This window comes from Nocardioides iriomotensis, from assembly GCF_004168035.1.
In the GTDB taxonomy this organism is placed as follows: Bacteria; Actinomycetota; Actinomycetes; order Propionibacteriales; family Nocardioidaceae; genus Nocardioides_B; species Nocardioides_B iriomotensis.
In genome coordinates, this window is record NZ_SDPU01000021.1 from 250,589 (window position 1) to 271,052 (window position 20,464).

The following is a 20,464-nucleotide window of genomic DNA, read 5'->3' on the forward strand; positions in this document are numbered from 1 at the left end:
TCGAACCGGTGCGGAGGTGGCACCATGGTGCCGTGTTCCCCGCCCTGGCCGAGTCGCGGCGAGTCCGCGCCGTGACGTGCTTCGCTGCCCTCACCGGCTCGACGTCCGGCCGGCAGGGCCCGAGCCGCGGACAGCCCCTCGGCGTGACGGGCCGCGATGGCTGAGCGAATCGGTGAGCCGCTGGACCTGGCGGTCCGGTTCCGGCGGTTGGCGGCGGTGACCGGCGAGCTGCTCGCCGCCACGACGGTGGCCGAGGTCGGCGAGGTCGTCGTCGGGCACCTGGTCGACGCGGCCGAGGCGACGGTGGGGTCGTTGTCCGTGGTCGACGGGACGGACCTGTGCCTGGTCGCGGTGCGGGGTGCCCGGGACGGGGTGGCCGAGCGGTGGGCGCGGTACCCGTTGGCGGGCACGACGCCGGCCGCGGACTCCGTGCGGGCCGGGCGACCCTTGGTGTTCAGCGGGCGGGCGGAGCTTCTCGCCGCGTACCCGTCGATGGAGCTGGCCAGTGACGGCGACCGCACCCTGGTGTGCCTCCCGCTGCAGGGGAACGCCGATGCGTTGGGGGCCGTCACCTTGTCCTGGGACGGGAACAGGGACGTCGACGCGGCCGGGCTGGAGTTCTTCGCGGTCTGCGCCGACGCCTGCGCCCAGGCCATCACCCGCATCGCGGCGCAGCGGGAGGTGCAGCTGCGTGAGGAGCGCCTGCAGTTCCTGGCCGACGCCAGCGCGGAGCTGGCCAGCAGCCTGGACTACGAGGCGACCTTGAACGCGGTCGCACGGCTGGCCGTCCCCGACTTCGCGGACTGGTGCGTGATCCAGCTGCTCGTCGACGGGCAGCTGCGTCCCTTGGCGCTCGCCCACCCGGACGCCTTCACCTCCGAACGGATCCTCGAGCTCCAGGAGCGGTACCCGCCCGACCCGGACGCGCCTCGTGGCGCCTACCAGGTGATCAGGAGCGGGGAACCCGAGCTCATCGGCGACATCACCGACGACATGCTCGCCGCGGCTGCGACGGACGCGGAGCACCTGCAGATCCTGCGCGACCTGCACTTCCGGAGCGCCGTCTCCGCGCCCCTCCGGGTACGCGATCGCGTCCTGGGCGTGATCTCTTGGGTCACCGGGACGTCGGCCTACCGGTACACCTCCGCCGACGTGGAGTTCCTGGAGGACCTGGCCCGCCGGGCCGCGGTCGCGATCGACAACGCCGAGCTGCACTCCCAGCTGCGCGACCTCGCCTCACGGTTGCAGCGAGCGGTGCTCCCGGCTCGGCTGCCGCAGCCGGACGGCTGGACGGTGGCCGCGCACTACGCGGCAGCCGGACGCACCGACGCCGGCGGCGACTTCTACGACGTCGTCGTGCTGCCGGACGGCCGGATCGCCGTCTTCGTCGGCGACGTGATGGGCCGCGGCGTCGAGGCCGCCTCCACGATGGCTCAGATGCGGGCCGCCATCCGGACCCTGATCGCCCAGGACCCCGCTCCGGAGGAGGTCATGGACGGGCTGGACCGCATGTTCACCATGTTCGACCCCGAGCAGCTCGTCACCGTCGTATACGGCCTCGTCGAGACCGCGCCCGACGGCACGGCACGGCTCCGGCTCGTGAGCGCCGGGCATCCCTCACCCTTGCTGCGGCGGGCCGACGGCACGAGCCGCGTCCTGGCCCCGTCTGACCCGCTGCTCCTGGGCGTCGGCGGTGGGCAGCGCCAGGTCACCGAGGTGGACGTCGGGCACGGTGACATCGTGCTGATGTTCACCGACGGGCTCATCGAGCGTCGCGACGAGGCTCTCGACGACGGCGAGGGACGGCTTGCTGCGGCAGCCGCCGGCCTGGTCGCCGACGATCTCGCCGCTGGGCTGCCGCGGGTCGTGGACCAGGTGCGCGACCCGAACCGCGACGACGACGTGGCCATCCTCGCGCTGCACCGTCGTTAGGGGTGCTCCGTGCCGGTGCCCAGCGCTCGTCAGAGCAGCCGCACCAGGGCGGCGGCGGCCGCGGCCAGGAGCACGACCACGAGGAAAGGAGCTCGGAGCAGCAGCGCCACGACCGCCACCGCGAGACCGACGATGCGCGCGTCCAGCACGAGCGAGGACCCGTCGGCGAAGACCTGGACGCCGACCAGCGCGGCGAGCAGCGCGACCGGCAGCAGGTCCGCCACGCGCTCGACGACCGGGTGGTCGAGAACGGCCTGCGGCACGGACAGCCCGGCCAGCTTCAGCAGGTAGCAGCCGACGGCGGTGACCAGCACCGCCACCCAGAGCGCGCTCATCGCTCGTCCTCCCGGTCGGTCCGGTCCGCCGGGTGCTCGGGCCCGCCGTGCCCCCGAGGCGGGTCGGGAAACTCCGTCGGGTCCGGCCGGCGGCTCGTCACGCCCACCAGCAGCGCCACGCCACCCGCCGCGAGCACCGGCACACCGGCGGCGGTGACCGGCACCAGCGCGAGCGCGACGGCCGCGCCGAGCGCGGCGACGACCTGGTTGCGGCGGTCGGCCAGCCGGGGCCACAGCAGCGCCAGGAACGCCGCCCCGACGGCCGCGTCGAGGCCGTAGGTGCGCGGGTCGCCGATCGCGTTGCCGGCCACCGCGCCGATCGCCGTGGCCAGGTTCCACAGCGCGAACACCGAGATCCCGGTGCTCAGGAACCCGACCCGGGCGGCCGCCGTCGAGTCCCGGTTGACCGACATCGCGGTGGACTCGTCGATGACCAGCTGCGCCCCGACGAGGCGCCGCCAGCCCTTCCAGGCGAGCAGCGGCGCGAGCCGGAGGCCGTAGAGCGTGTTGCGGGTGCCCAGCAGCAGTGCGGTCACCGCGCCGGACAGGGGCGCGCCGCCGGCGCCGATCACCCCGATGAGCGCGAACTGCGAGGCGCCGGTGAACACCAGCAGCGACAGCAGGCAGGTCTGCCACACGTCCAGCCCCGAGGCGACCGAGATGGCCCCGAAGGACACGCCGTACGCGCCCGTCGCGACGCCGACGGCGATCCCGTCCCGCACGATGGCCGTGCGCTCGGAGGCGGGCAGTGCGGGTGGGGTCACCCGCCGAGACTACGAGCCTTGCTCAGCGCACCCGTTGTGGTGTCTGGTGCACGAGAACCGTCGCCGAGAGGACGCCGAGACCGAGGCCGACCAGCAGGCCGGTGCCGGTGGGGGTGGGCACCGGTGTGAACACTGCCAGCCAGGCCCCGGCGGCCAGTGAGGCGAGGAGAGCGACGACCACCACGGTGACCCGGTAGAGGACCGGCAGCGGACCGAGCATCGACGGCTCCTTCGGTGGGACCGCGACGGCGTCGGCGCCGCCGCCCTGGTCGTACATCTCTTCAGACGCACGGCGACGCCGTTCGGTTGCCCCGCCCACCCGACGGGCAAACGTCGCCGAGGCCAGCCGGTGCCGCCTCAGACGTCGGAGAGGTCGGTGTGCAGCCGGACCTGCTTGACGCGGACGGAGCCGTCGCCGTGCAGGTCGAGCTCGCGGTGGGCGCCGTCGGTGTCCCAGCCGGCGCCGGTGACGAAGGCACGGCGGGCGTCGTCGGTGCTGGCCAGCCAGAACACGGCGCGCGCGAACCGGTCGGCCTTCAGCGTCTCGGCGGCGGCCTGCAGCAACCGCGAGCCGTGCCCGGCACGGGTGTGGTCGGGGTCGACGGTCAGCTCCACGACCTCGCCGTCGGAGACCGGGTCGCAGTCGGGGTCCTGGGCGGGGCCGGTGACCGCGAAGCCGCGGACGGTGTTGCGCTCCAGCGCCACGAGCACCCGGTTGCGCGCGTCCTTTGGTGAGCCGATCGACGCGCGCCAGGCCTCGGCGAAGTCGGCCGGGTCGAGCGAGGCGAGCACCTCGTCGGGTAGCAGCCCGACGTACTCCCGCCGCCAGGCCTTCACCTGGACGGCGGCGATCGCCTCGGCGTCGTCGGCCCAGCCGACGCGGACGGAGACGTCCGCCGTGGGGCGCGAGGGGGTGCTCATGGCCACCGATCCTCCCAGGCCGCCGTAACGGGACCGCAGCCGGCTCGTTGGTCCGGTCATGCGCCGAACCCGCCTCTCCCTCTCCTTCCTCGCCGCCGGGGTCCTCGCCCTCGTCGGCACCGCCCTCGCCCCGGCCTCCGCCATCGTCGGCGGATCGACCGTGCCCGACGACCGCTACGCCTTCATGGCATCGGTCCAGACCAAGGGGTCGTCCGGGAGCGACGGGCACTTCTGCGGCGGCTCCGTCATCGCACCGCAGTGGGTCCTCACCGCGGCGCACTGCATGGTCGACGAGAAGCCTGGGGACCTGCAGATCGCCGTCGGCCGGCGCGACCTCGAGGACTCCTCCCGCGGGCAGACCCTGACCGTCGACCGCGTGGTCGTGCACCCGGACTACGAGGAGACCGGCACCTTCGACGCCGCACTCGTGCACACCACCGCCGCGATGGACGCGCCCACGATCGCGCTGGCACCGGTCGGGAACGACGAGCTCGAGCAGAGCGGGGCGGCGCTGACCGTGGCCGGCTGGGGCACCGAGTTCTTCGGGTCGCCGGTCATCCCGTCGCAGCTGAAGTCCGTCGACGTGCAGGCCGTCGCCGACGAGGACTGCACGACCAACAGCGCCATGGGATTCCAGGCCGACTCTGAGATCTGCGCCGAGACGATCGGCGGCGACTCCTGCCAGGGCGACTCCGGCGGCCCGCTGTTCGGCACGCTGGCCGACGGCCGGCGCGTCCAGGTCGGGGTCGTGTCCTACGGCCTGGGCTGCGCGACGCCGCTCTTCCCGGGCGTGTACGGCGAGGTGAACAACCCGTCGATCCACGACTTCGTCACCTCGACGGCCGGCCTCGGCGCGGCGAAGGCTGCCCGCAAGGCGGGCGCCGGGAAGCGCCACTGACGCTCCCGCCGTACGGCGGTCGTCCGGCGGGGTTCGTCATCGGGACGAACCCCGCCGAGTCGTGAATGCCGGACATCCATGGCCCGATGGCCCCGACATCCATGGCCCGATGGCCCAGCCGAACGAGCCCGGACGGGTCTGGCGACGGGTACGCATCCCCGTGCAGCCTGATGCGCACCGGAGTCCGACAAACGAGGAGGCACCGTGCGCTCGTCCCGCCTGGTGGTCGTCGTCGTGCTCACCGCTCTGGTCGCCCTGGTGGCTGCGCCGGCACACGCGCACGCGGACAGCCCGCGTTTCGTCGACAGCGCGTTCTCGGTCAGGGCGTCCGGCCCCACGCTGACGGTCGACGGCAGGGAGGCCGGCCTGGGTGACCAGGCCGAGGTGCGCATCGTGGTCACCGCGCTGGCACTGTGCGTCGACGGCGGCGGGGACCGGCCGGAGACCGAGAACAGGACCAGCGCCGGCGCGGCCGAGGACGTCCCGGTCCGCAACGGCAAGGCGCAGTTCTCCGTGACCCTGATGGCGTCGTTCCAGCCCCGGTGCGCCCCGCCGATGACGGTCGACTTCCGGGACATCCGGGTCAGCGACATCACCAACGACGTCACGACCGTCGTGCGGCCCTAGGGACGACCCGGCGGGACCGCGCGCCACGCTGGTCGGTCCGCCCGAGGGTCGGTCGGCGCGGCTAGGGTGGCGCCGTGCAGCAGTACCTGGACCTCGTGCAGCGGATCCTCGACGACGGCGTCGAGAAGGGCGACCGCACCGGCACCGGCACGCTGAGCGTGTTCGGCCACCAGATGCGGTTCGACCTGCGGGAGGGCTTCCCGCTGGTCACCACCAAGAAGATCCACACCCGCTCGGTGTTCGCCGAGCTGCTGTGGTTCCTGCGCGGCGACACCAACGTCAAGTGGCTGCAGGACCGCGGCGTGACGATCTGGGACGAGTGGGCCGACGCCGACGGTGACCTGGGCCCGGTCTACGGCTACCAGTGGCGGTCGTGGCCGACGCCGTCGGGCGGCCACGTGGACCAGGTGGCGCAGCTGCTCGAGAACCTCCGCCGCGACCCCGACTCGCGGCGGCACATCGTGTCGGCCTGGAACGTCGCCGACATCCCGCAGATGGCGCTCGCGCCCTGCCACGCGCTGTTCCAGTTCTACGTCGCTCCCCAGGAGGACGGCCCCGGCCGGCTGTCGTGCCAGCTCTACCAGCGCTCCGCCGACGTGTTCCTCGGCGTGCCGTTCAACATCGCGTCGTACGCCCTGCTGACCCACATGGTCGCGCAGGTGACCGGCCTCGAGGTCGGCGACTTCGTGCACACGCTCGGCGACGCGCACCTGTACTCCAACCACCTCGAGCAGGCCCGGCTGCAGCTCACCCGCGAGCCGCGCCCGCTGCCGACGCTGTGGCTGGACCCGGCGGTGACCGAGATCGACGCGTTCGACCTCGAGCACGTCCGGGTCGACGGCTACGACCCGCACCCCGGCATCAAGGCGCCGATCGCGGTATGACCGGCCCCGAGGGAGACGGCCCCAAGGTCGTCATGGTGGCGGCGTACGCCGACAACCGGGTGATCGGCCGCGACGGCGACATGCCGTGGCACCTGCCCGAGGACCTCAAGCACTTCCGCGAGACCACGCGCGGGCACACCGTGGTGATGGGCCGGGTCACCTACGAGGGGATCGGGCACCCGCTGCCCTACCGCACCAACGTCGTGGTCACCCGCAGGCCCGGCTGGAGCGCCGAGGGCGTGCTGGTGGCCGACTCGCTCGAGGCGGCGCTGCGGATCGGCGCCGAGGTGTACGCCGAGACCGGTGCCGACATCGTGATCGGCGGCGGCACCCAGGTCTACGAGGCCGCGATGCGCTACGCCACCCACCAGGTGCTGACCGAGGTGCACCGGAGCCCGGAGGGCGACGCCCACTACCCGGCGTTCGACCCCGCCGAGTGGCGGGAGACGCGGCGCGAGGACCGCGACGGCTTCAGCTGGGTCTGGTGGGAGCGGACGACCGCACCCGACCCGATAGCCTGACCCCCATGACCCTGGCCCCCGCTCCGTTCGGACGTGTGCTGACGGCCATGGTGACGCCGTTCCACGCCGACGGCTCGCTCGACCTCGAGGCCGCCGCCCGGGTCGCCGAGCACCTCGTCGACAACGGCTCCGACGGCCTGGTCGTCTCGGGCACGACGGGGGAGTCGCCGACCACCACGACCGAGGAGGACGGCCGCCTGCTGCGCGCCGTCGTCGAGGCCGTCGGCGACCGCGCGACCGTGATCGCCGGAGTCGGCACCAACAACACCGCGCACTCCGTCGAGCTGGCCGTCCAGGCCGAGAAGATCGGCGCCGACGGCACCCTCGTGGTGACGCCGTACTACAACAAGCCGACCCAGGAGGGGCTCGCCGCGCACTTCGAGGCCGTCGCCGACGCGGCGGGCCTGCCGGTGATGCTCTACGACATCCCGGGCCGCTCGTCGATCGCGATCGCGCCGGAGACCTACGAGCGCGTGGCCGCGCACGAGCGGGTCGTGGCCGTGAAGGACGCCGTCGGCGACCTCTACCGCGGCGTGCGGATCATGGACGCCACCGGGCTGGCGTTCTACTCCGGCGACGACGTGCTCAACCTCGCCTGGATGACGCACGGCGCCGCCGGGCTGGTGTCCGTGGTCGCACACGTGGCCGGCCGCGAGTACGCCCGCATGGTCGAGGCCGTCGAGCAGGGTGACCTGCCGGCCGCGCTCGGCCTGTACCGCCGGCTGGTGCCGGTGGTCGACGTGATCATGAACCGCGCCCAGGGCGCGATGACCGCCAAGGCCGGGCTCGAGCTGCTGGGCGTGCTGCCCGGGCGGCACGTCCGGCTGCCCCTCGTCCCGGCGTCCGACGCGCTGGTCGACGAGATCCGCTCGGTGCTCCAGCGCGCCGGGCTGCTCGACTGACCCCCTGCCGCAGAGACCCTTCGGAGATGACTGCATGAGCCGCCCGCACCCGGAGCTGTCGACGCCCGCACCCCTGAAGAAGGGTGCCCTCCGGGTCACCCCGCTCGGGGGTCTCGGCGACGTCGGCCGCAACATGACCGTCTTCGAGTACGACGGCCGCCTGCTGCTCGTCGACTGCGGCGTGCTGTTCCCTGAAGACCACCACCCGGGCGTCGACCTGATCCTCCCCGACTTCGAGTCGATCCGGGACCGGCTCGACGCGGTCGAGGCGCTGGTGCTCACGCACGGCCACGAGGACCACATCGGCGCGACGCCGTACCTGCTGCGCGAGCGCCAGGACATCCCCGTGGTGGGCTCGCAGCTGACCCTCGCGCTGCTCATGTCCAAGCTGCGCGAGCACCGGCTCAAGGAGACCGCGCAGCACGTCGTCGCCGAGGGCGACACGATCACGTTCGGGCCGTTCGAGCTCGAGTTCGTCGCGGTCAACCACTCCATCCCCGACGCGCTCGCCGTCGCCATCCGCACCGGCGCCGGCACCGTCCTGCACACCGGCGACTTCAAGATGGACCAGCTGCCGCTCGACGGCCGGATCACCGACCTGCGCGCGTTCGGCAGGCTGGGCGAGCAGGGCGTCGACCTGTTCATGGTCGACTCGACCAACGCCGAGGTGCCCGGCTTCACCACGTCGGAGAAGGACATCACCCCGGTGCTCGACCGGGTGTTCCACCAGAGCCGTGAGCAGCGCATCATCGTCGCCTGCTTCGCCTCCCACGTGCACCGCGTGCAGCAGGTGATGGACACCGCGGTCGCCCACGGTCGCAAGGTGGCGTACGTCGGCCGCTCGATGGTGCGCAACATGGGCGTCGCGCGCGACCTCGGCTACCTGCACGTCCCGCCGAACACGCTGGTCGACACCAAGGAGCTGGCGGACTACCCGCCGGAGCGCACCGTCCTGATCTCGACGGGCTCCCAGGGCGAGCCGCTGTCCGCGCTGTCGCGGATCGCGCAGCGCAACCACAACTTCGTGCACATCGAGGAGGGCGACACCGTCGTCCTTGCGTCGTCGCTGATCCCCGGCAACGAGAACGCCGTCTACCGGGTGATCAACGGCCTCTCGCGGTGGGGTGCCAACGTCGTGCACAAGGGCAACGCGCTCGTGCACGTCTCCGGCCACGCATCGGCCGGCGAGCTGCTCTACTGCTACAACATCGTCAAGCCGCGCAACGTCATGCCGGTGCACGGCGAGATCCGGCACCTGCGCGCCAACGCCGACCTCGCCGTGGCGACCGGCGTCGACCGCAAGAACGTCGTGATCGCCGAGGACGGCGTCGTGGTCGACCTCGTCGACGGCACGGCGCGCATCGCCGGCAAGGTGGACTGCGGCTACGTCTTCGTCGACGGATCGTCGGTCGGCGACATCGGGGAGTCGCTGCTGAAGGACCGCCGGATCCTGGGCGAGGAGGGCTTCATCTCGGTGATCGTCGTCGTCGACTCGGTCAGCGGGAAGGTGTCCGGAGGACCGGAGATCCACGCCCGCGGCTTCGCCGAGGACGACAGCGTCTTCGAGGACATCAAGCAGCCGGTCATCGACGCGATCAACGCCGCGCTGCAGGACGGTGTCGACGACACCTACCAGCTGCAGCAGACGATCCGCCGGGTCATCGGGCGCTGGGTGTCCAACGCGCACCGGCGCCGGCCGATGATCATCCCGGTGGTCGTCGAGGCCTGACGGCGCAGGTGCGCCGTTGTGACACCCGGACGCCGCACCTGCGTGTCACAACCACGCACGTGCGCGGTTGTCACGCGGGGCCGGGAGCAGAACCGTCACCGGCTTTCTCGGCATAGGGACACACCCAGCTACACCGGCAGCTGCGCGGCGAGGAGCCGCTCGACGAGCAGCTCCACGGGCACGACGCCGACCGGCGTGCCCGCGTCGTCGGTGACCACGACCGGGGCGATCCGCTCGGCCGGCCGGGTGCGCAGCATGACCCGCCGGGCTAGCGTCGGCGACGGGGGTGGTCAGCGCCATGGTCAGCGGCCGGACGACGCCGAGGCCCTCGACGCGGATGCCGACGGGGTGGCCGGTGTCGTCGAGCACCAGCTCGTCGGGCCGGACCGGCCGCTGCAGCGTGGCGACCTGCTCGCCCTCGACCTCGCCGTACTCCCCGGTGAGCTGGCGGACCTTGGCGACGCCGCTGACCCCGGTCCACGGCTCCTCGGGCAGCGAGAAGTAGTAGCCCTGGACCAGCGGCACCCCGAGGCGTACGGCGGCCGCGAGCTGCGCCTCGGTCTCGACGCCCTCGACGACGATCCACGCGTCGAGCCGGCCGGCGAGCTCGCCGAGCATCGCGACGAGGGAGGCCGCGGCGGAGTCGACGTCGATGCGGCGGACGATGTCGCGGTCGATCTTGACCATGTCGGGGCGCAGCCGGATCAGCTGCAGCAGGCCGGAGTAGCCGGCGCCCACGTCGTCGGCCGCGATCCGGCCGCCGCGGGCGCGCACCTCGTCGGCCGCCTCGAGGACGGTCTGCTCGTCGGTCGGCCACGCCGACTCGGTCAGCTCGACGAACATCCGGCTCAGGTCGAGCCGCTGGACCAGCAGCCGGACCGAGGGGTCGACCAGGTCGGACGGCGAGCAGTTGACGGTGAGGAAGGTGCGGGGCGGCAGGTCGTCGCGCAGCCGGGCCGCCCTCTCCAGCACGTGGCAGGTGAGGGCGGGGGAGAGGCCGTGCGCCTCGGCGGCCTCGAAGACGTCCTGGGGCAGCACGTCCCAGGGCCGCGGGAACCGCGCCAGCAGCTCGAACCCGGCGATCTCGCCGGACGCCGTGTCGACCAGCGGCTGGGCGACCAGGCGCAGGTCCTCCGGCGAGCGGGCGAGAGCCAGGGCCGCCTCGAGCGGGGTCAGCGCCGCGGAGGCGGTCTCGGTGGCGCGGGAGGAGCCGGGGGGCGTCACGGCTCGCCTCGAGAACACGTCACGCTCGTTCCTCCCAGATCACAGATGTGGCGACACGCCCCACAGGTCGCAGCACGCGTCAGGTCTCCCAGTGCTCCCAGTGTGGCACCGGACCCGCCGCGCGGGAACGTTCCGGACGAGTGCGTCCGATATCACGGACCGCACGCCCTTGGGCGTCCGATCAGCGGCCGGAACGGCCGCGTTTGCCCCGGTACATGTCGAGATCGGCGCTCTCCAGCAGCTCCCGCACGCCGGTCGTGGCGCCGGTCGTGCTCACGCCGACGCTGGCGGTCAGGCTGACCAGGCCGTCGGGAACGTCGACGGCGATGCCGGCGATCGCGTCGCGCAGCCGGGCCGCGAGGTGGGCCGCGCCGGCGACGTCGGTGGCCCGGGCGAGCACGACGAACTCGTCACCGCCGAGCCGCACCACGAGGTCGTCCGCGCGGGCGACCGACCGCAGCGCGTCCGCGACCCCGCGCAGCACCTCGTCGCCGACCGCGTGCCCGTGCTGGTCGTTGACGCCCTTGAACGCGTCGAGGTCGACGACCAGCAGGCTGCACGGCTCGTCGTCGAGGCGGCCGGCGGCGAGCGCGGCGTCGAGGGCGCGGCGGTTGCCGACCCCGGTGAGCGGGTCCTCCAGCGCCTGCCGCTCGGCCCGGGCGGTGTCGCGGCGCAGCCGCTCGACGTCGAGGGCGGCCTGGGCGCCCTGCAGGGTGCTGAGCCGCTGCTGCCAGAGCACCCGGGAGAGCAGCCGGGCGTAGTCGTGGCCGGAGGCGGCGCCCGGCAGGCCGGCCTGGTACTCCATCTCGACCAGCAGCCACTGCACGCTCGCGCCGACGTGCCAGTCCGTCGCGGCGGCGGACTCGGCCGCGGCCTCGCGCGCGACGGCCAGCGCCTCGTCGCGGCGGTCCACCCGCCACAGTGCGCGGGCGAGCGCGCTGCCGACGACGGCGCGGCCGCCCTGGCGCTCGTTGTGGTGGCTGCTGTCGTACGCCGCCCGCAGCTCGTCGAGGGAGGCGGCGGCGCTGCCGCGGGGCCGGCACACGAGCTCGATCGCCCGGCAGGCCTCGGCGAGGCCGGTCGCCCCGACACGGGCGGCCTCGGCGACCCCGCGCGCGGCGTGCTCGTGCGCGAGCTCCCGCATCGCGTCGGCCTCGTCACCGGCCCGCTCGTGCGGCTCGGCGCGCTCGAGCTCGTCGGCCCAGCGCTGGTGCAGCTCGGCGAGGTTGAGCAGGTCGATCGCGGTCGCCTCGTCGAGCGGGATCGGGCTGGCGTCGATCGCGCAGGCCGCCTCGAAGTGCGGCCGGGCGAGCTCGTAGAGACGCAGCTCGAGGTAGGCGTAGCCGAGCCCGGTGTGCGCCCAGCAGGCGAGCGCCTCGTCGTCGCAGGCGGCGAGGGCGACCTCGGCGCGGGCCAGGTCGAGCAGCGCGGCCTCGATCCGGTCCGAGCGCAGGTGCGCCATGCCCCGCATCGAGAGCGCGTTGGAGGCCCAGCCCTCGTCGTCGGCCTGACGGGCCAGGTCGAGGCAGCGGTCCGCGGCCACCGCCAGCGCGTCCAGGTCGGCCTCGACGTGGTGGGCGACGGCGACGGCGTACCAGAGTGCCGCGAGGTCGCGCGGCGGAGCGGTCGCGGCGTCGCGCAGCGTGGCGTGGGCCAGGGTGAGCGCGGACGCGACGTCCTGGTCCTGCGCCAGGCTCATCACCCGTGCTGCTGCTGCGGAGACCACGGGGCGATTGTGCCGACGCCCTGGTCCCGATGGGGCAGAACGCGCGGTTCCCGACCGTTCGTCGGGTCTCCGTCCCGGTCACCGAGACGCAGGACGGCGTCGACCCGGTCCAGCCCCGCCCGGCCGTGCGTCACCCAGACCACCGACCGGCCGCCCGGATCGTCGCCCGTGCCGAGCACGTCGGCGGCCAGCGCCTCGGCGGTGCCCGAGTCGAGGTGCGCGGTGGGCTCGTCGAGCACGAGGACGCGGCGGTCGCCGAGCACGGCCCGGGCGACCGCGAGCCGGGCGCGCTCGCCGCCGGAGACCTCGGCGTGGCCCTCGCCGAGGAACGTGTCGAGCCCGTCGGCCAGCCCCGCCACCCACGGCGTGAGCCGGGCCCGGTCGAGGGCGGCGAGCAGCTCGGCGTCGTCGGCACCGGGGCGGGCGAGACGCAGGTTCTCGCGCAGCGTCGAGGCGAAGACGTGCGGGTCGTCGTCGACGAGCCCCACCCGCGTGCGTACGTCGGACAGCGCGAGGTGGTCGAGCCGGCGCCCGTCGAGCGTCACGCTGCCGCGCTGCGGGTCGAGGAACCGCAGCAGCAGCGCCACCAGGGTCGACTTGCCGGAGCCGGAGGGGCCGACGACGGCGACGCGCGCGCCGGCGGGCAGGTCGAGGTCGACATTGCGCAGCACGGCCTCGTCGCCCCATCCGGCGTGCACGGCGTCGACGACCAGGTCGGTGCCGGGCCCCGCGGCGACCGGGTCGTCCGGGTCGGTGACGGCGGGTTCGGTGGCGGTGAGCGCGGCCAGCCGCTCGCGCGCGGCCCGGGTCCGTACCGCGAGCTGGCCCGCGTCGGCGAGGGGGAGGAGGACGTCGAGCAGCGCCAGTGGCAGCAGCCCGAGCAGGGCCAGCATCGGCCCGGAGACCGTGCCGGCTGCGGCCTGCAGGACGGCGACGACGCCGACCCCGGCGGCGACCGTCGCGACCGCGCGCCCGAGCGCCGCGCCGGCCGCGGCACGGCCGGAGGCCCGGGCGAGCCGGTCCCCGGCGGCCCGGACGGCCGCGGCAACTCGGCGGTCGGCCTGCCAGGCCCGCAGGTCGGCGGCGCCCTCGAGCACGGAGCCGACGCGCGCGGACAGCGCGCCGCGCTCGCGGACGAACGCCGCCTCCGCGCGCCGCGCCGACCACCAGGACAGCCCGAGGGCGGCGGCGCCGGCGGCCAGCGCAGAGCCGAGGACCGGCGCGAGGGCCGCGGGGGAGACCAGGACGGTGAAGACGCCCGCGCCGGCGACGACCAGTGCGCCGGTCTGCACGGGCGCCCGCACCCGCAGCCGCTCGTCGAGCACGGCGTCGACGTCGTCGACGACGCGGGTCAGCAGGTCGCCGCGGTGCGGGCCGAGCCGGCCCGGCACCAGCGGCACGAGGGCGTCGTAGACGTCGGCGCGCTCGTCCGCGAGCAGCCGCAGCGCCGCGCCGTGGCCGACCAGGCGCTCGGCGTACCGGAGCACGGGGCGGGCGATGCCGAACGTCCGCACCCCGACGATCGCCAGGATCAGCATCAGCACCGGGGGGTGCTCGGCCGAGCGGACGATCAGCCACCCGGCCGTGGCGGTGAGGGCCACGCCGGAGGCGCCCGCGAGCGCGCCCAGGAGGGTGGCCAGCGCCAGCCGGCCGCGGGTGCCGTCGGCCGGGGTGGGCTGCTCGGGTGCGGCGGGCGCCGCGGCCGCGGGGGCGGTCTCGGGGCGTGCGGGGACCGGGTCGGGCTCGGCGGCGGGAGCCGGGGCGCGGAGCGTGACCACCTGGTCGGCGAGGGCGACGAGGGACGGGCGGTGGGCGACCACCACGACGGCTCGGTCGGCCGCGAGCCTGACGAGGGTCTCGGCGACGACCCGCTCGGTCTCCTCGTCGAGGTGGGCGGTGGGCTCGTCGAGCAGCACCCACGGGCGACCGCTGACGACGGCGCGGGCCAGCGCGAGCCGGGCCCGTTCGCCGGCGGAGAACGACGCGCCGTCCTCGGCGAGCACGGCGTCGAGGCCGTCGGGCAGGGTCGCGACGTGGTGGGCCAGGCGGACCTGTTCCAGGGCCGCCCACACCTCGGCGTCGGTCGCGTCCGGGCGGCCCAGCCGCACGTTGTCGCGCACGGAGGCGGGGAGCAGCCAGGGCCGCTGCGGCACCCAGGCGACCTGGTCGGCGGCGGGCGTCGCCACGGTGCCCGAGGTGGGGGCGAGGCGGCCGAGCAGGACGGCGAGCAGCGTGGACTTGCCGCACCCGCTGGGGCCGGTGATCGCGGTCAACCCACGCGGGGCGAAGGTCGCCGAGAGCCCGTCGAGGGCGGCGACGTCGCGGCCGGGGTAGTGGACGACCAGGCCGTCGACCGCCATCGCCTGCCCGCCCCGCGGTACGGCGAGCGGCTGCTCGCGCAGGAGCGCGTCGGCCGCCTCGAAGGTCGCGGTGCCCTCCGCGGCGGCGTGGAACTCGGCGCCGACCCGGCGCAGCGGCCAGTAGGCCTCGGGGGCGAGCAGCAGCACGACCAGCGCGGTCTCGAGGTCGAGGCCGCCGGTGGCGAGCCGCAGGCCGACGAGCACGGCGACGAGAGCGACCGAGAGGGTGGCGACCAGCTCGAGCACCGCCGACGAGGCGAACGCGATCCGGAGGGTGCCGAGGGTGGCGTCGCGGTAGCGCGCGGTGACCGCGCGGATCCGGCCGCCCTGCACGGCGGCGCGGTCGTAGGCGACGAGGGTCGGCAGGCCGCGCACCAGGTCGACGAAGTGGCCGGACAGCGAGGACAGCAGCCGCCACTGTCGGTCCGCCCGGTCGCGCGTGGCCAGCCCGACGAGCACGGCGAACACCGGCACCAGCGGCAGCGTGACCGCGGCGGTCAGCGCCGCCGGCCAGTCCACGGCGGCCATCGCCAGCAGCGTGGCGGGGGGCAGCACCACGGCCACGACGAGGGCGGGCAGGTAGCGGGTGAGGTACGGCTCGACGGCCGCCACGCCCCTTGTCAGCAGCACGGTGAGCTCGCCGGTGCGGTACCGCGACAGGCCGGCGCCCGCGAGGGCGAGCGCGGCCTCGACGAGGCGGCCGCGCAGCGCCGTACCCACCTGCCCGGCGGCCCGCGCCGCGCAACGGTCGGTGAGCCAGCCCGTGGTCGCCCGGGCGGCGAACATCCCCAGCGCCCAGGCGCCCGGACCGGCGAGGTCCTCGCCGCCGACCGCCGCCGTGACCAGGCGCGCGAGCACGAACGCCTGCGCGACGAGCAGCAGCCCGCCCGCGGTGCTGCCGGCCACCACGCCGGCCAGCGCCCACCGCGCCGGCCGGAGGTGGGTCAGGACCCGCGGGTCGACGGGGCGCATCAGGCCGGGATGTGCTGGGTGCCGATGCGGCGCCGGAACACCCAGTAGGTCCAGCCCTGGTAGAGCAGCACGATCGGGGTGAAGAACACCGCCACCCAGGTCATCACGGTCAGGGTGTACTCGGTGGCCGAGGCGTTGGTCGTGGTCAGCGACCACGCCGGGTCCAGCGACGACGGCATCACGTCGGGGAAGAGCGCCGCGAACAGCCCGGCCACCGCCAGGCCGATCGCCAGGAAGTTGCCGGTGAACGCCCAGCCCTCGCGCGCCCGGAGCGCCGCGACGAGCCCGCCGACGAGGGCGAGGGCGGCCGCGGCGAACAGCACCAGCGACCCGGCCGACCCGGTGGACGCCTGCGTCCAGGCCAGGAACGCGACCGCGGCGACGGCGGCCGCGACGCCCACCTTCAGTGCGAGCGCCCGGGCCCGGTGCCGGATGTCGCCGTCGGTCTTCAGCGCGACGAACAGCGCGCCGTGGGTCAGGAACAGGAGGAGGGTGGTGACGCCGCCGAGGAGGGCGTACGGCGAGAGCAGGTTGAAGAACCCGCCGACGTACTCGGCGTTCTCGTCGATCGGGACGCCCCGAACGATGTTGGCGAACGCCACGCCCCACAGCAGCGCCGGCAGGAACGAGCCCACGATGATGGCGAGGTCCCAGCGGGCCCGCCAGGTGTGGTCGTCGCGCTTCGCGCGGTACTCGAAGGCGAGACCGCGCACGATCAGCGCGACGAGGATCAGCAGCAGCGGCAGGTAGAAGCCGCTGAACAGGGTGGCGTACCACTCGGGGAACGCGGCGAACGTCGCGCCGCCCGCGACCAGCACCCACACCTCGTTGCCGTCCCACACCGGGCCGATCGTGTTGATCAGCACCCGCCGTTCCCGGTCGTCACGGGCGAGCACGGGCAGCAGCATGCCGACGCCGAAGTCGAACCCCTCCAGGCAGAAGTAGCCGATCCAGAGCACGGCGATGAGGCCGAACCAGACGGTCGTGAGCTCCATGGTGATGTCCTGTCGCGTTCGGGTGCGGGGTCAGTACGCGTGGGCGAGCGGGCGGTCGGCGTCGCCGGGTCCGCGCAGCGTGGGGGACGGCGGCTCCTCGAACGGCGCGGCGCCCTTGCCGATGTGGTGCAGCATGAGCTTCACCTCGACCACCGCGAGCACGCCGTACAGCAGCGTGAAGGTGATCAGGGCGGTGAGCATCTCGCCGGCGCTGACGCCGGGGGAGACCGCGTTGGCCGTGGTCATCAGGCCGAACACCGCCCAGGGCTGACGGCCCATCTCGGTGAAGATCCAACCGAACGAGTTCGCGGCGAGGGGCAGCAGCGGGAGCGCCACCGCGAGCCACAGCCACCACCGGCTCGTCGGGGCCCGGCCGCGGCGGGTGCCCCAGAGGACGAGGGCCGCACCGGCCAGGGCCGCGATGCCGGCGCCGATCATCAGCCGGAAGGTCCAGTAGGTGACCGGGATGACCGGGGTGTAGCCGCCGGCGGAGTAGTACGTCGCACCCGGGTCCTCGCCGTACGTCTGCTGGTACTTCTCGCGGAGCTGGTTGATGCCCTGCACCTCGCCGTCCCAGGTGCCGGTGCCGAGGAAGGACAGCAGGCCGGGGATCTTGATCGCGAAGCGCTCCTCGGAGCCGTCGAGCGACCCGATGGTGAAGACCGAGAAGGACGCGGGCGCCTCCGTCTCGTAGAGCCCCTCGGCCGCCGCCATCTTCATCGGCTGGACCTCGGTCATGATCTTGCCCTGGAGGTCGCCGCTGACCGCGACGCCGAGGCCGCCGATCAGCGTGACCACCGCGCCGAGCCGGACGGCGGTGCGGTACATCGGCCGGTCCGCGTCGGGCGTCGAGCGGCGCCGCACCAGGTAGAGCGCGACGCCGAGCATGAACGCGCCGCCGGTGAGGTAGCAGGCCGTGACGGTGTGCGGGAACGTCACCAGCTGGACCTTGTTGGTCAGCACCGCCCAGAAGTCGGTCAGCTCGGCGCGGCCGGTGTCGGGGTTGTAGCGGTAGCCGACCGGGTGCTGCATCCAGGAGTTGGCGGCCAGGATGAAGTACGCCGACAGCAGCGTGCCGATGTGCACCAGCCACATGCAGGCGGCGTGCAGACCACGCGGGAGGCGGTCCCAGCCGAAGATCCACAGGCCCAGGAACGTGGACTCGAGGAAGAACGCGAGCAGGCCCTCGACCGCGAGCGGCGCGCCGAAGACGTCGCCGACGAAGCGGGAGTAGTCGCTCCAGTTCATCCCGAACTGGAACTCCTGGACGATGCCGGTCACGACACCGATCGCGAAGTTGATCAGGAACAGCTTGCCGAAGAACTTCGTCAGCCGGAGGTACTCCTCCTTGCGGGTGCGCACCCAGGCCGTCTCCAGGCCGGCCACCAGCGCGGAGAGTCCGATGGTGATCGGGACGAAGAGGAAGTGGTAGACGGTGACGATGCCGAACTGCCACCGGGCGATGTCGAGCGGGTCCACGCGGGCTCCTGGGTGCGTCGGGTCGACGGGACGAACTACTACGCAGCGTAGTAGATACTACGGGGAGTAGTAGATCCGGGGACAGGGTCTTTAGACTCGTCCGCATGGCCCCGAAGTCCCGGATGGGAGAGCTCGAACGCGCCGTCATGGAGGTGCTGTGGTCTCCGGCGCCCGACGGCGGCTGGTGGACGGTCCGGGACGTGCACGCCGCGCTCGCCGCGCGGCCGGGTCGCCGCGACAGCGCCTACACCACGGTGATGACCGTGCTGCAGCGGATGGCCGGCAAGGGGCTGGTCGAGCAGCAGCGCGACGGCCGCGCCTACCGCTACCGCGCCGGCGGCTCGCGCGAGGAGATGACCGCGGGCCTGATGCGCGACGCCCTCGACGAGTTCGCCAGCGACGACCGGCGCACCGCCCTGGTGGCGTTCGTGGGGGAGGCCAGCGCAGCCGACCGGGACGCGCTGCGCGAGGCGCTGGCGGCGCTGGAGGCCGCGGAGCGACCGCGCGCATGACCACGTGACGACGGCCGCGCTGGTGCTGCTGGCGGCCGTCCTGGCCGGTCCGGCCCCGGCCGTGCTGGCCCGGGCGACCGCCGTACGACGGGCGCCGCGGGCGGCCCTCGTGCTGTGGCAGGCTGTGGCGCTGGCCGCCGTGCTCGCGGCGCTGGGCGCCGGGCTCTCGCTGGCGACCGTGCCTGCGCTGCCGCCGGTCCTGGTCGGGCTCGCCCTCGTGGTCACGCTGACCGTGCTGGGCCGGCTGCTGCTCAGCGGGCACCTGGTCGGCACCCGGGTGCGGGCGCTGAGGCGGCGGCACCGGGAGATGGTGGACCTGCTGGCCTCCGAGGACGCGGGCGTGCGGGTGCTCGAGCACGCCGCGCCGATGGTCTACTGCGTGCCCGCCGTGACCGGGTCGCGCGTCGTGGTGACCGCCGGGGCCCGCGAGCGGCTCGAGGCGAGTGAGCTGGCCGCGGTGCTGGCGCACGAGCGAGCGCACCTGCGGGCGCGTCACGACCTGGTGGTCGAGGCGTTCACGGTGCTGCACGACGCGTTCCCGCGCTTCGTCACCAGCCGCGCCGCGCTCGCGGAGGTGCGGCTGCTCGTCGAGGTTCTGGCCGACCGGGCCGCGAGGCGCCGGCTCGGTCCCGCGCCGCTGGTCCGGGCGCTGGCCGCCCTGGTCGGCGCGTCGGTGCCGCCGGCCGCGATGGCGGCCGGGGGAGGGGACCACCCGGGCGAGGTGGCCGCCCGGATGGCACTGCTGCGCGACGAGCGGCCGCACCGGGTGCTGGCGGCCGGGCTCTACGCCGCGGCGGCGGGCGTGCTGGTGCTGCCGACGGTGTTCGTCGCGGTGCCGTGGCTGCTCACGGTGGTGTGAGCGGCCCGATCACCTGCACGCCGTGGATGCGGTAGTCGCGGTCGACGTACAGGCTCACGGCCGACCCCGGCCGGCAGTCGTCGAACCGCCGGTCGGGCGCGCCGGTCGGGTCGGTGTCGGAGACCGCGATGCGGCGGTACGCCGCGAGGGCCGGGGGATCCGGGCAGCGGCGCTCCTCGGCGGCCTGCACGATCCACGAGCTGCCGATGGTGGTCGCGGGGGCGAGCAGGTACCTGTCGGCGGTCGTCCAGGTCGCCGCGTCGTCGGCCCGCTCGCCGGTCACCACCTCGTCGGTGCCCGGGGCGATCACCCGCACGCGGCCGGCCCAGGGCAGGTCGTGGCCGGGCCCCGGTGTCTGCGCGAACGCGATGAACCGCGCCGAGAGCGCGCGGTCGTTGTCGGTGGCGACCCCCGCGGGGCACACGGACCGGCTCGACGCCGGGTCCGTCACGGTGAGCCTGACGGTGCTGCCCGGTTCGACCTCGGCGCCCGGCTTCGGCGCCTGGTCGATGACCCAGCGCCCCGGCCAGCAGGGCTCGAGCTCTCGATGGGTGGCGACGTCGAGCCCGGCCTCGCGCAGCAGCGTCACCGCCTCCCCGACCGGCCGGTCGCCGGCCCGCGGCACCGTCGTCCGGTCCTGCAGCAGCCCGGCCACGTCGTCGGCGAACCAGGCCGCCGCGACCGCGAGCACCGCCAGGACGAGCAGCGCCCGGCCGCCGCGCCCCGGGCGGTCCGACCCGGAGGAGAGCACCTCGCCCGCGTCGCTCACGCCCGGACTGTAGCCCCGCCGGCCGGGCATTCGGGGCGACCGCCCGGCGTGTGAA

At 74.4% G+C, this 20,464-nt stretch carries 19 protein-coding genes; 9 read left to right on the forward strand and 10 right to left on the reverse strand.

What is annotated here, in order from left to right:
- The first annotated feature begins 156 nt into the window (after positions 1 to 156).
- Positions 157 to 1,932 carry a PP2C family protein-serine/threonine phosphatase gene (locus ETU37_RS10540; protein WP_129987259.1) on the forward strand — a complete coding sequence of 592 codons (1,776 nt, stop codon included), beginning with the start codon at positions 157 to 159 and terminating at the stop codon, positions 1,930 to 1,932.
- A gap of 29 nt (positions 1,933 to 1,961) precedes the next feature.
- Here the strand turns inward: ETU37_RS10540 and ETU37_RS10545 are convergent, their stop codons facing one another.
- The 4 genes from ETU37_RS10545 to ETU37_RS10560 all read right to left on the reverse strand — a co-directional run bounded on the left by ETU37_RS10545 (position 1,962) and on the right by ETU37_RS10560 (position 3,952).
- Positions 1,962 to 2,267, reverse strand: a complete 306-nt coding sequence (locus tag ETU37_RS10545; protein WP_129987260.1) for an AzlD domain-containing protein — start codon at positions 2,265 to 2,267, stop codon at positions 1,962 to 1,964.
- Positions 2,264 to 3,031 carry an AzlC family ABC transporter permease gene (locus ETU37_RS10550; RefSeq protein WP_129987261.1) on the reverse strand — a complete coding sequence of 256 codons (768 nt, stop codon included), beginning with the start codon at positions 3,029 to 3,031 and terminating at the stop codon, positions 2,264 to 2,266. The genes ETU37_RS10545 and ETU37_RS10550 overlap by 4 nt, the downstream gene beginning before the upstream one ends.
- A gap of 22 nt (positions 3,032 to 3,053) precedes the next feature.
- On the reverse strand, positions 3,054 to 3,308 hold the full coding sequence (locus tag ETU37_RS10555) for a hypothetical protein (RefSeq protein WP_129987262.1): 255 nt from the start codon (positions 3,306 to 3,308) through the stop codon (positions 3,054 to 3,056).
- 80 nt (positions 3,309 to 3,388) lie between these two features.
- Positions 3,389 to 3,952, reverse strand: coding sequence for a GNAT family N-acetyltransferase (locus tag ETU37_RS10560; RefSeq protein WP_129987263.1), 564 nt, complete (start codon positions 3,950 to 3,952; stop codon positions 3,389 to 3,391).
- A gap of 58 nt (positions 3,953 to 4,010) precedes the next feature.
- On the opposite strand from ETU37_RS10560, the gene ETU37_RS10565 reads away from it, so the two are divergent.
- The 6 genes from ETU37_RS10565 to ETU37_RS10590 all read left to right on the forward strand — a co-directional run bounded on the left by ETU37_RS10565 (position 4,011) and on the right by ETU37_RS10590 (position 9,513).
- A complete protein-coding gene (locus ETU37_RS10565) occupies positions 4,011 to 4,850 on the forward strand; it encodes a S1 family peptidase (RefSeq protein ID WP_129987264.1) in 840 nt (279 codons plus the stop codon).
- A gap of 204 nt (positions 4,851 to 5,054) precedes the next feature.
- The gene (locus ETU37_RS10570) at positions 5,055 to 5,477 is read left to right on the forward strand and encodes a hypothetical protein (protein WP_129987265.1); all 423 of its coding nucleotides are present in this window, start codon (positions 5,055 to 5,057) and stop codon (positions 5,475 to 5,477) included.
- 74 nt (positions 5,478 to 5,551) lie between these two features.
- The gene (locus ETU37_RS10575) at positions 5,552 to 6,361 is read left to right on the forward strand and encodes a thymidylate synthase (protein ID WP_129987266.1); all 810 of its coding nucleotides are present in this window, start codon (positions 5,552 to 5,554) and stop codon (positions 6,359 to 6,361) included.
- A complete protein-coding gene (locus ETU37_RS10580; protein ID WP_129987267.1) occupies positions 6,358 to 6,882 on the forward strand; it encodes a dihydrofolate reductase in 525 nt (174 codons plus the stop codon). The genes ETU37_RS10575 and ETU37_RS10580 overlap by 4 nt, the downstream gene beginning before the upstream one ends.
- 5 nt (positions 6,883 to 6,887) lie before the next feature.
- Positions 6,888 to 7,784, forward strand: coding sequence for a 4-hydroxy-tetrahydrodipicolinate synthase (gene dapA, locus ETU37_RS10585; protein ID WP_129987268.1), 897 nt, complete (start codon positions 6,888 to 6,890; stop codon positions 7,782 to 7,784).
- A 34-nt stretch (positions 7,785 to 7,818) separates the two neighbouring features.
- Positions 7,819 to 9,513, forward strand: a complete 1,695-nt coding sequence (locus ETU37_RS10590; protein WP_129987269.1) for a ribonuclease J — start codon at positions 7,819 to 7,821, stop codon at positions 9,511 to 9,513.
- Between the two features lie 45 nt (positions 9,514 to 9,558).
- Here ETU37_RS10590 and ETU37_RS10595 read toward each other — a convergent pair whose 3' ends face one another.
- The 5 genes from ETU37_RS10595 to ETU37_RS10615 form a co-directional block, all read right to left on the reverse strand.
- The gene (locus ETU37_RS10595; protein WP_165372483.1) at positions 9,559 to 10,737 is read right to left on the reverse strand and encodes an EAL domain-containing protein; all 1,179 of its coding nucleotides are present in this window, start codon (positions 10,735 to 10,737) and stop codon (positions 9,559 to 9,561) included.
- Between the two features lie 181 nt (positions 10,738 to 10,918).
- The gene (locus ETU37_RS10600; RefSeq protein ID WP_129987271.1) at positions 10,919 to 12,463 is read right to left on the reverse strand and encodes a GGDEF domain-containing protein; all 1,545 of its coding nucleotides are present in this window, start codon (positions 12,461 to 12,463) and stop codon (positions 10,919 to 10,921) included.
- Positions 12,436 to 15,795, reverse strand: a complete 3,360-nt coding sequence (gene cydD, locus ETU37_RS10605) for a thiol reductant ABC exporter subunit CydD (protein ID WP_129987272.1) — start codon at positions 15,793 to 15,795, stop codon at positions 12,436 to 12,438. Before cydD ends, ETU37_RS10600 begins: the two co-directional genes overlap by 28 nt.
- Positions 15,795 to 16,790 (reverse strand): cytochrome d ubiquinol oxidase subunit II, encoded by a 996-nt coding sequence (cydB, locus tag ETU37_RS10610; protein WP_129987273.1) that lies wholly within the window; start codon positions 16,788 to 16,790, stop codon positions 15,795 to 15,797. The genes cydD and cydB overlap by 1 nt, the downstream gene beginning before the upstream one ends.
- A 30-nt stretch (positions 16,791 to 16,820) precedes the next feature.
- Positions 16,821 to 18,269, reverse strand: a complete 1,449-nt coding sequence (locus ETU37_RS10615) for a cytochrome ubiquinol oxidase subunit I (protein ID WP_129987274.1) — start codon at positions 18,267 to 18,269, stop codon at positions 16,821 to 16,823.
- A 104-nt stretch (positions 18,270 to 18,373) separates the two neighbouring features.
- Here ETU37_RS10615 and ETU37_RS10620 point away from each other — a divergent pair, with 104 nt between their 5' ends.
- Positions 18,374 to 18,781 carry a BlaI/MecI/CopY family transcriptional regulator gene (locus ETU37_RS10620; protein ID WP_129987275.1) on the forward strand — a complete coding sequence of 136 codons (408 nt, stop codon included), beginning with the start codon at positions 18,374 to 18,376 and terminating at the stop codon, positions 18,779 to 18,781.
- A 4-nt stretch (positions 18,782 to 18,785) separates the two neighbouring features.
- Positions 18,786 to 19,640, forward strand: coding sequence for a M56 family metallopeptidase (locus ETU37_RS10625; RefSeq protein WP_129987276.1), 855 nt, complete (start codon positions 18,786 to 18,788; stop codon positions 19,638 to 19,640).
- Here ETU37_RS10625 and ETU37_RS10630 read toward each other — a convergent pair.
- Complete coding sequence (locus tag ETU37_RS10630) at positions 19,627 to 20,409, reverse strand: PASTA domain-containing protein (RefSeq protein ID WP_165372484.1); 783 nt, start codon at positions 20,407 to 20,409, stop codon at positions 19,627 to 19,629. The genes ETU37_RS10625 and ETU37_RS10630 overlap by 14 nt on opposite strands.
- Positions 20,410 to 20,464 lie beyond the last annotated feature (55 nt).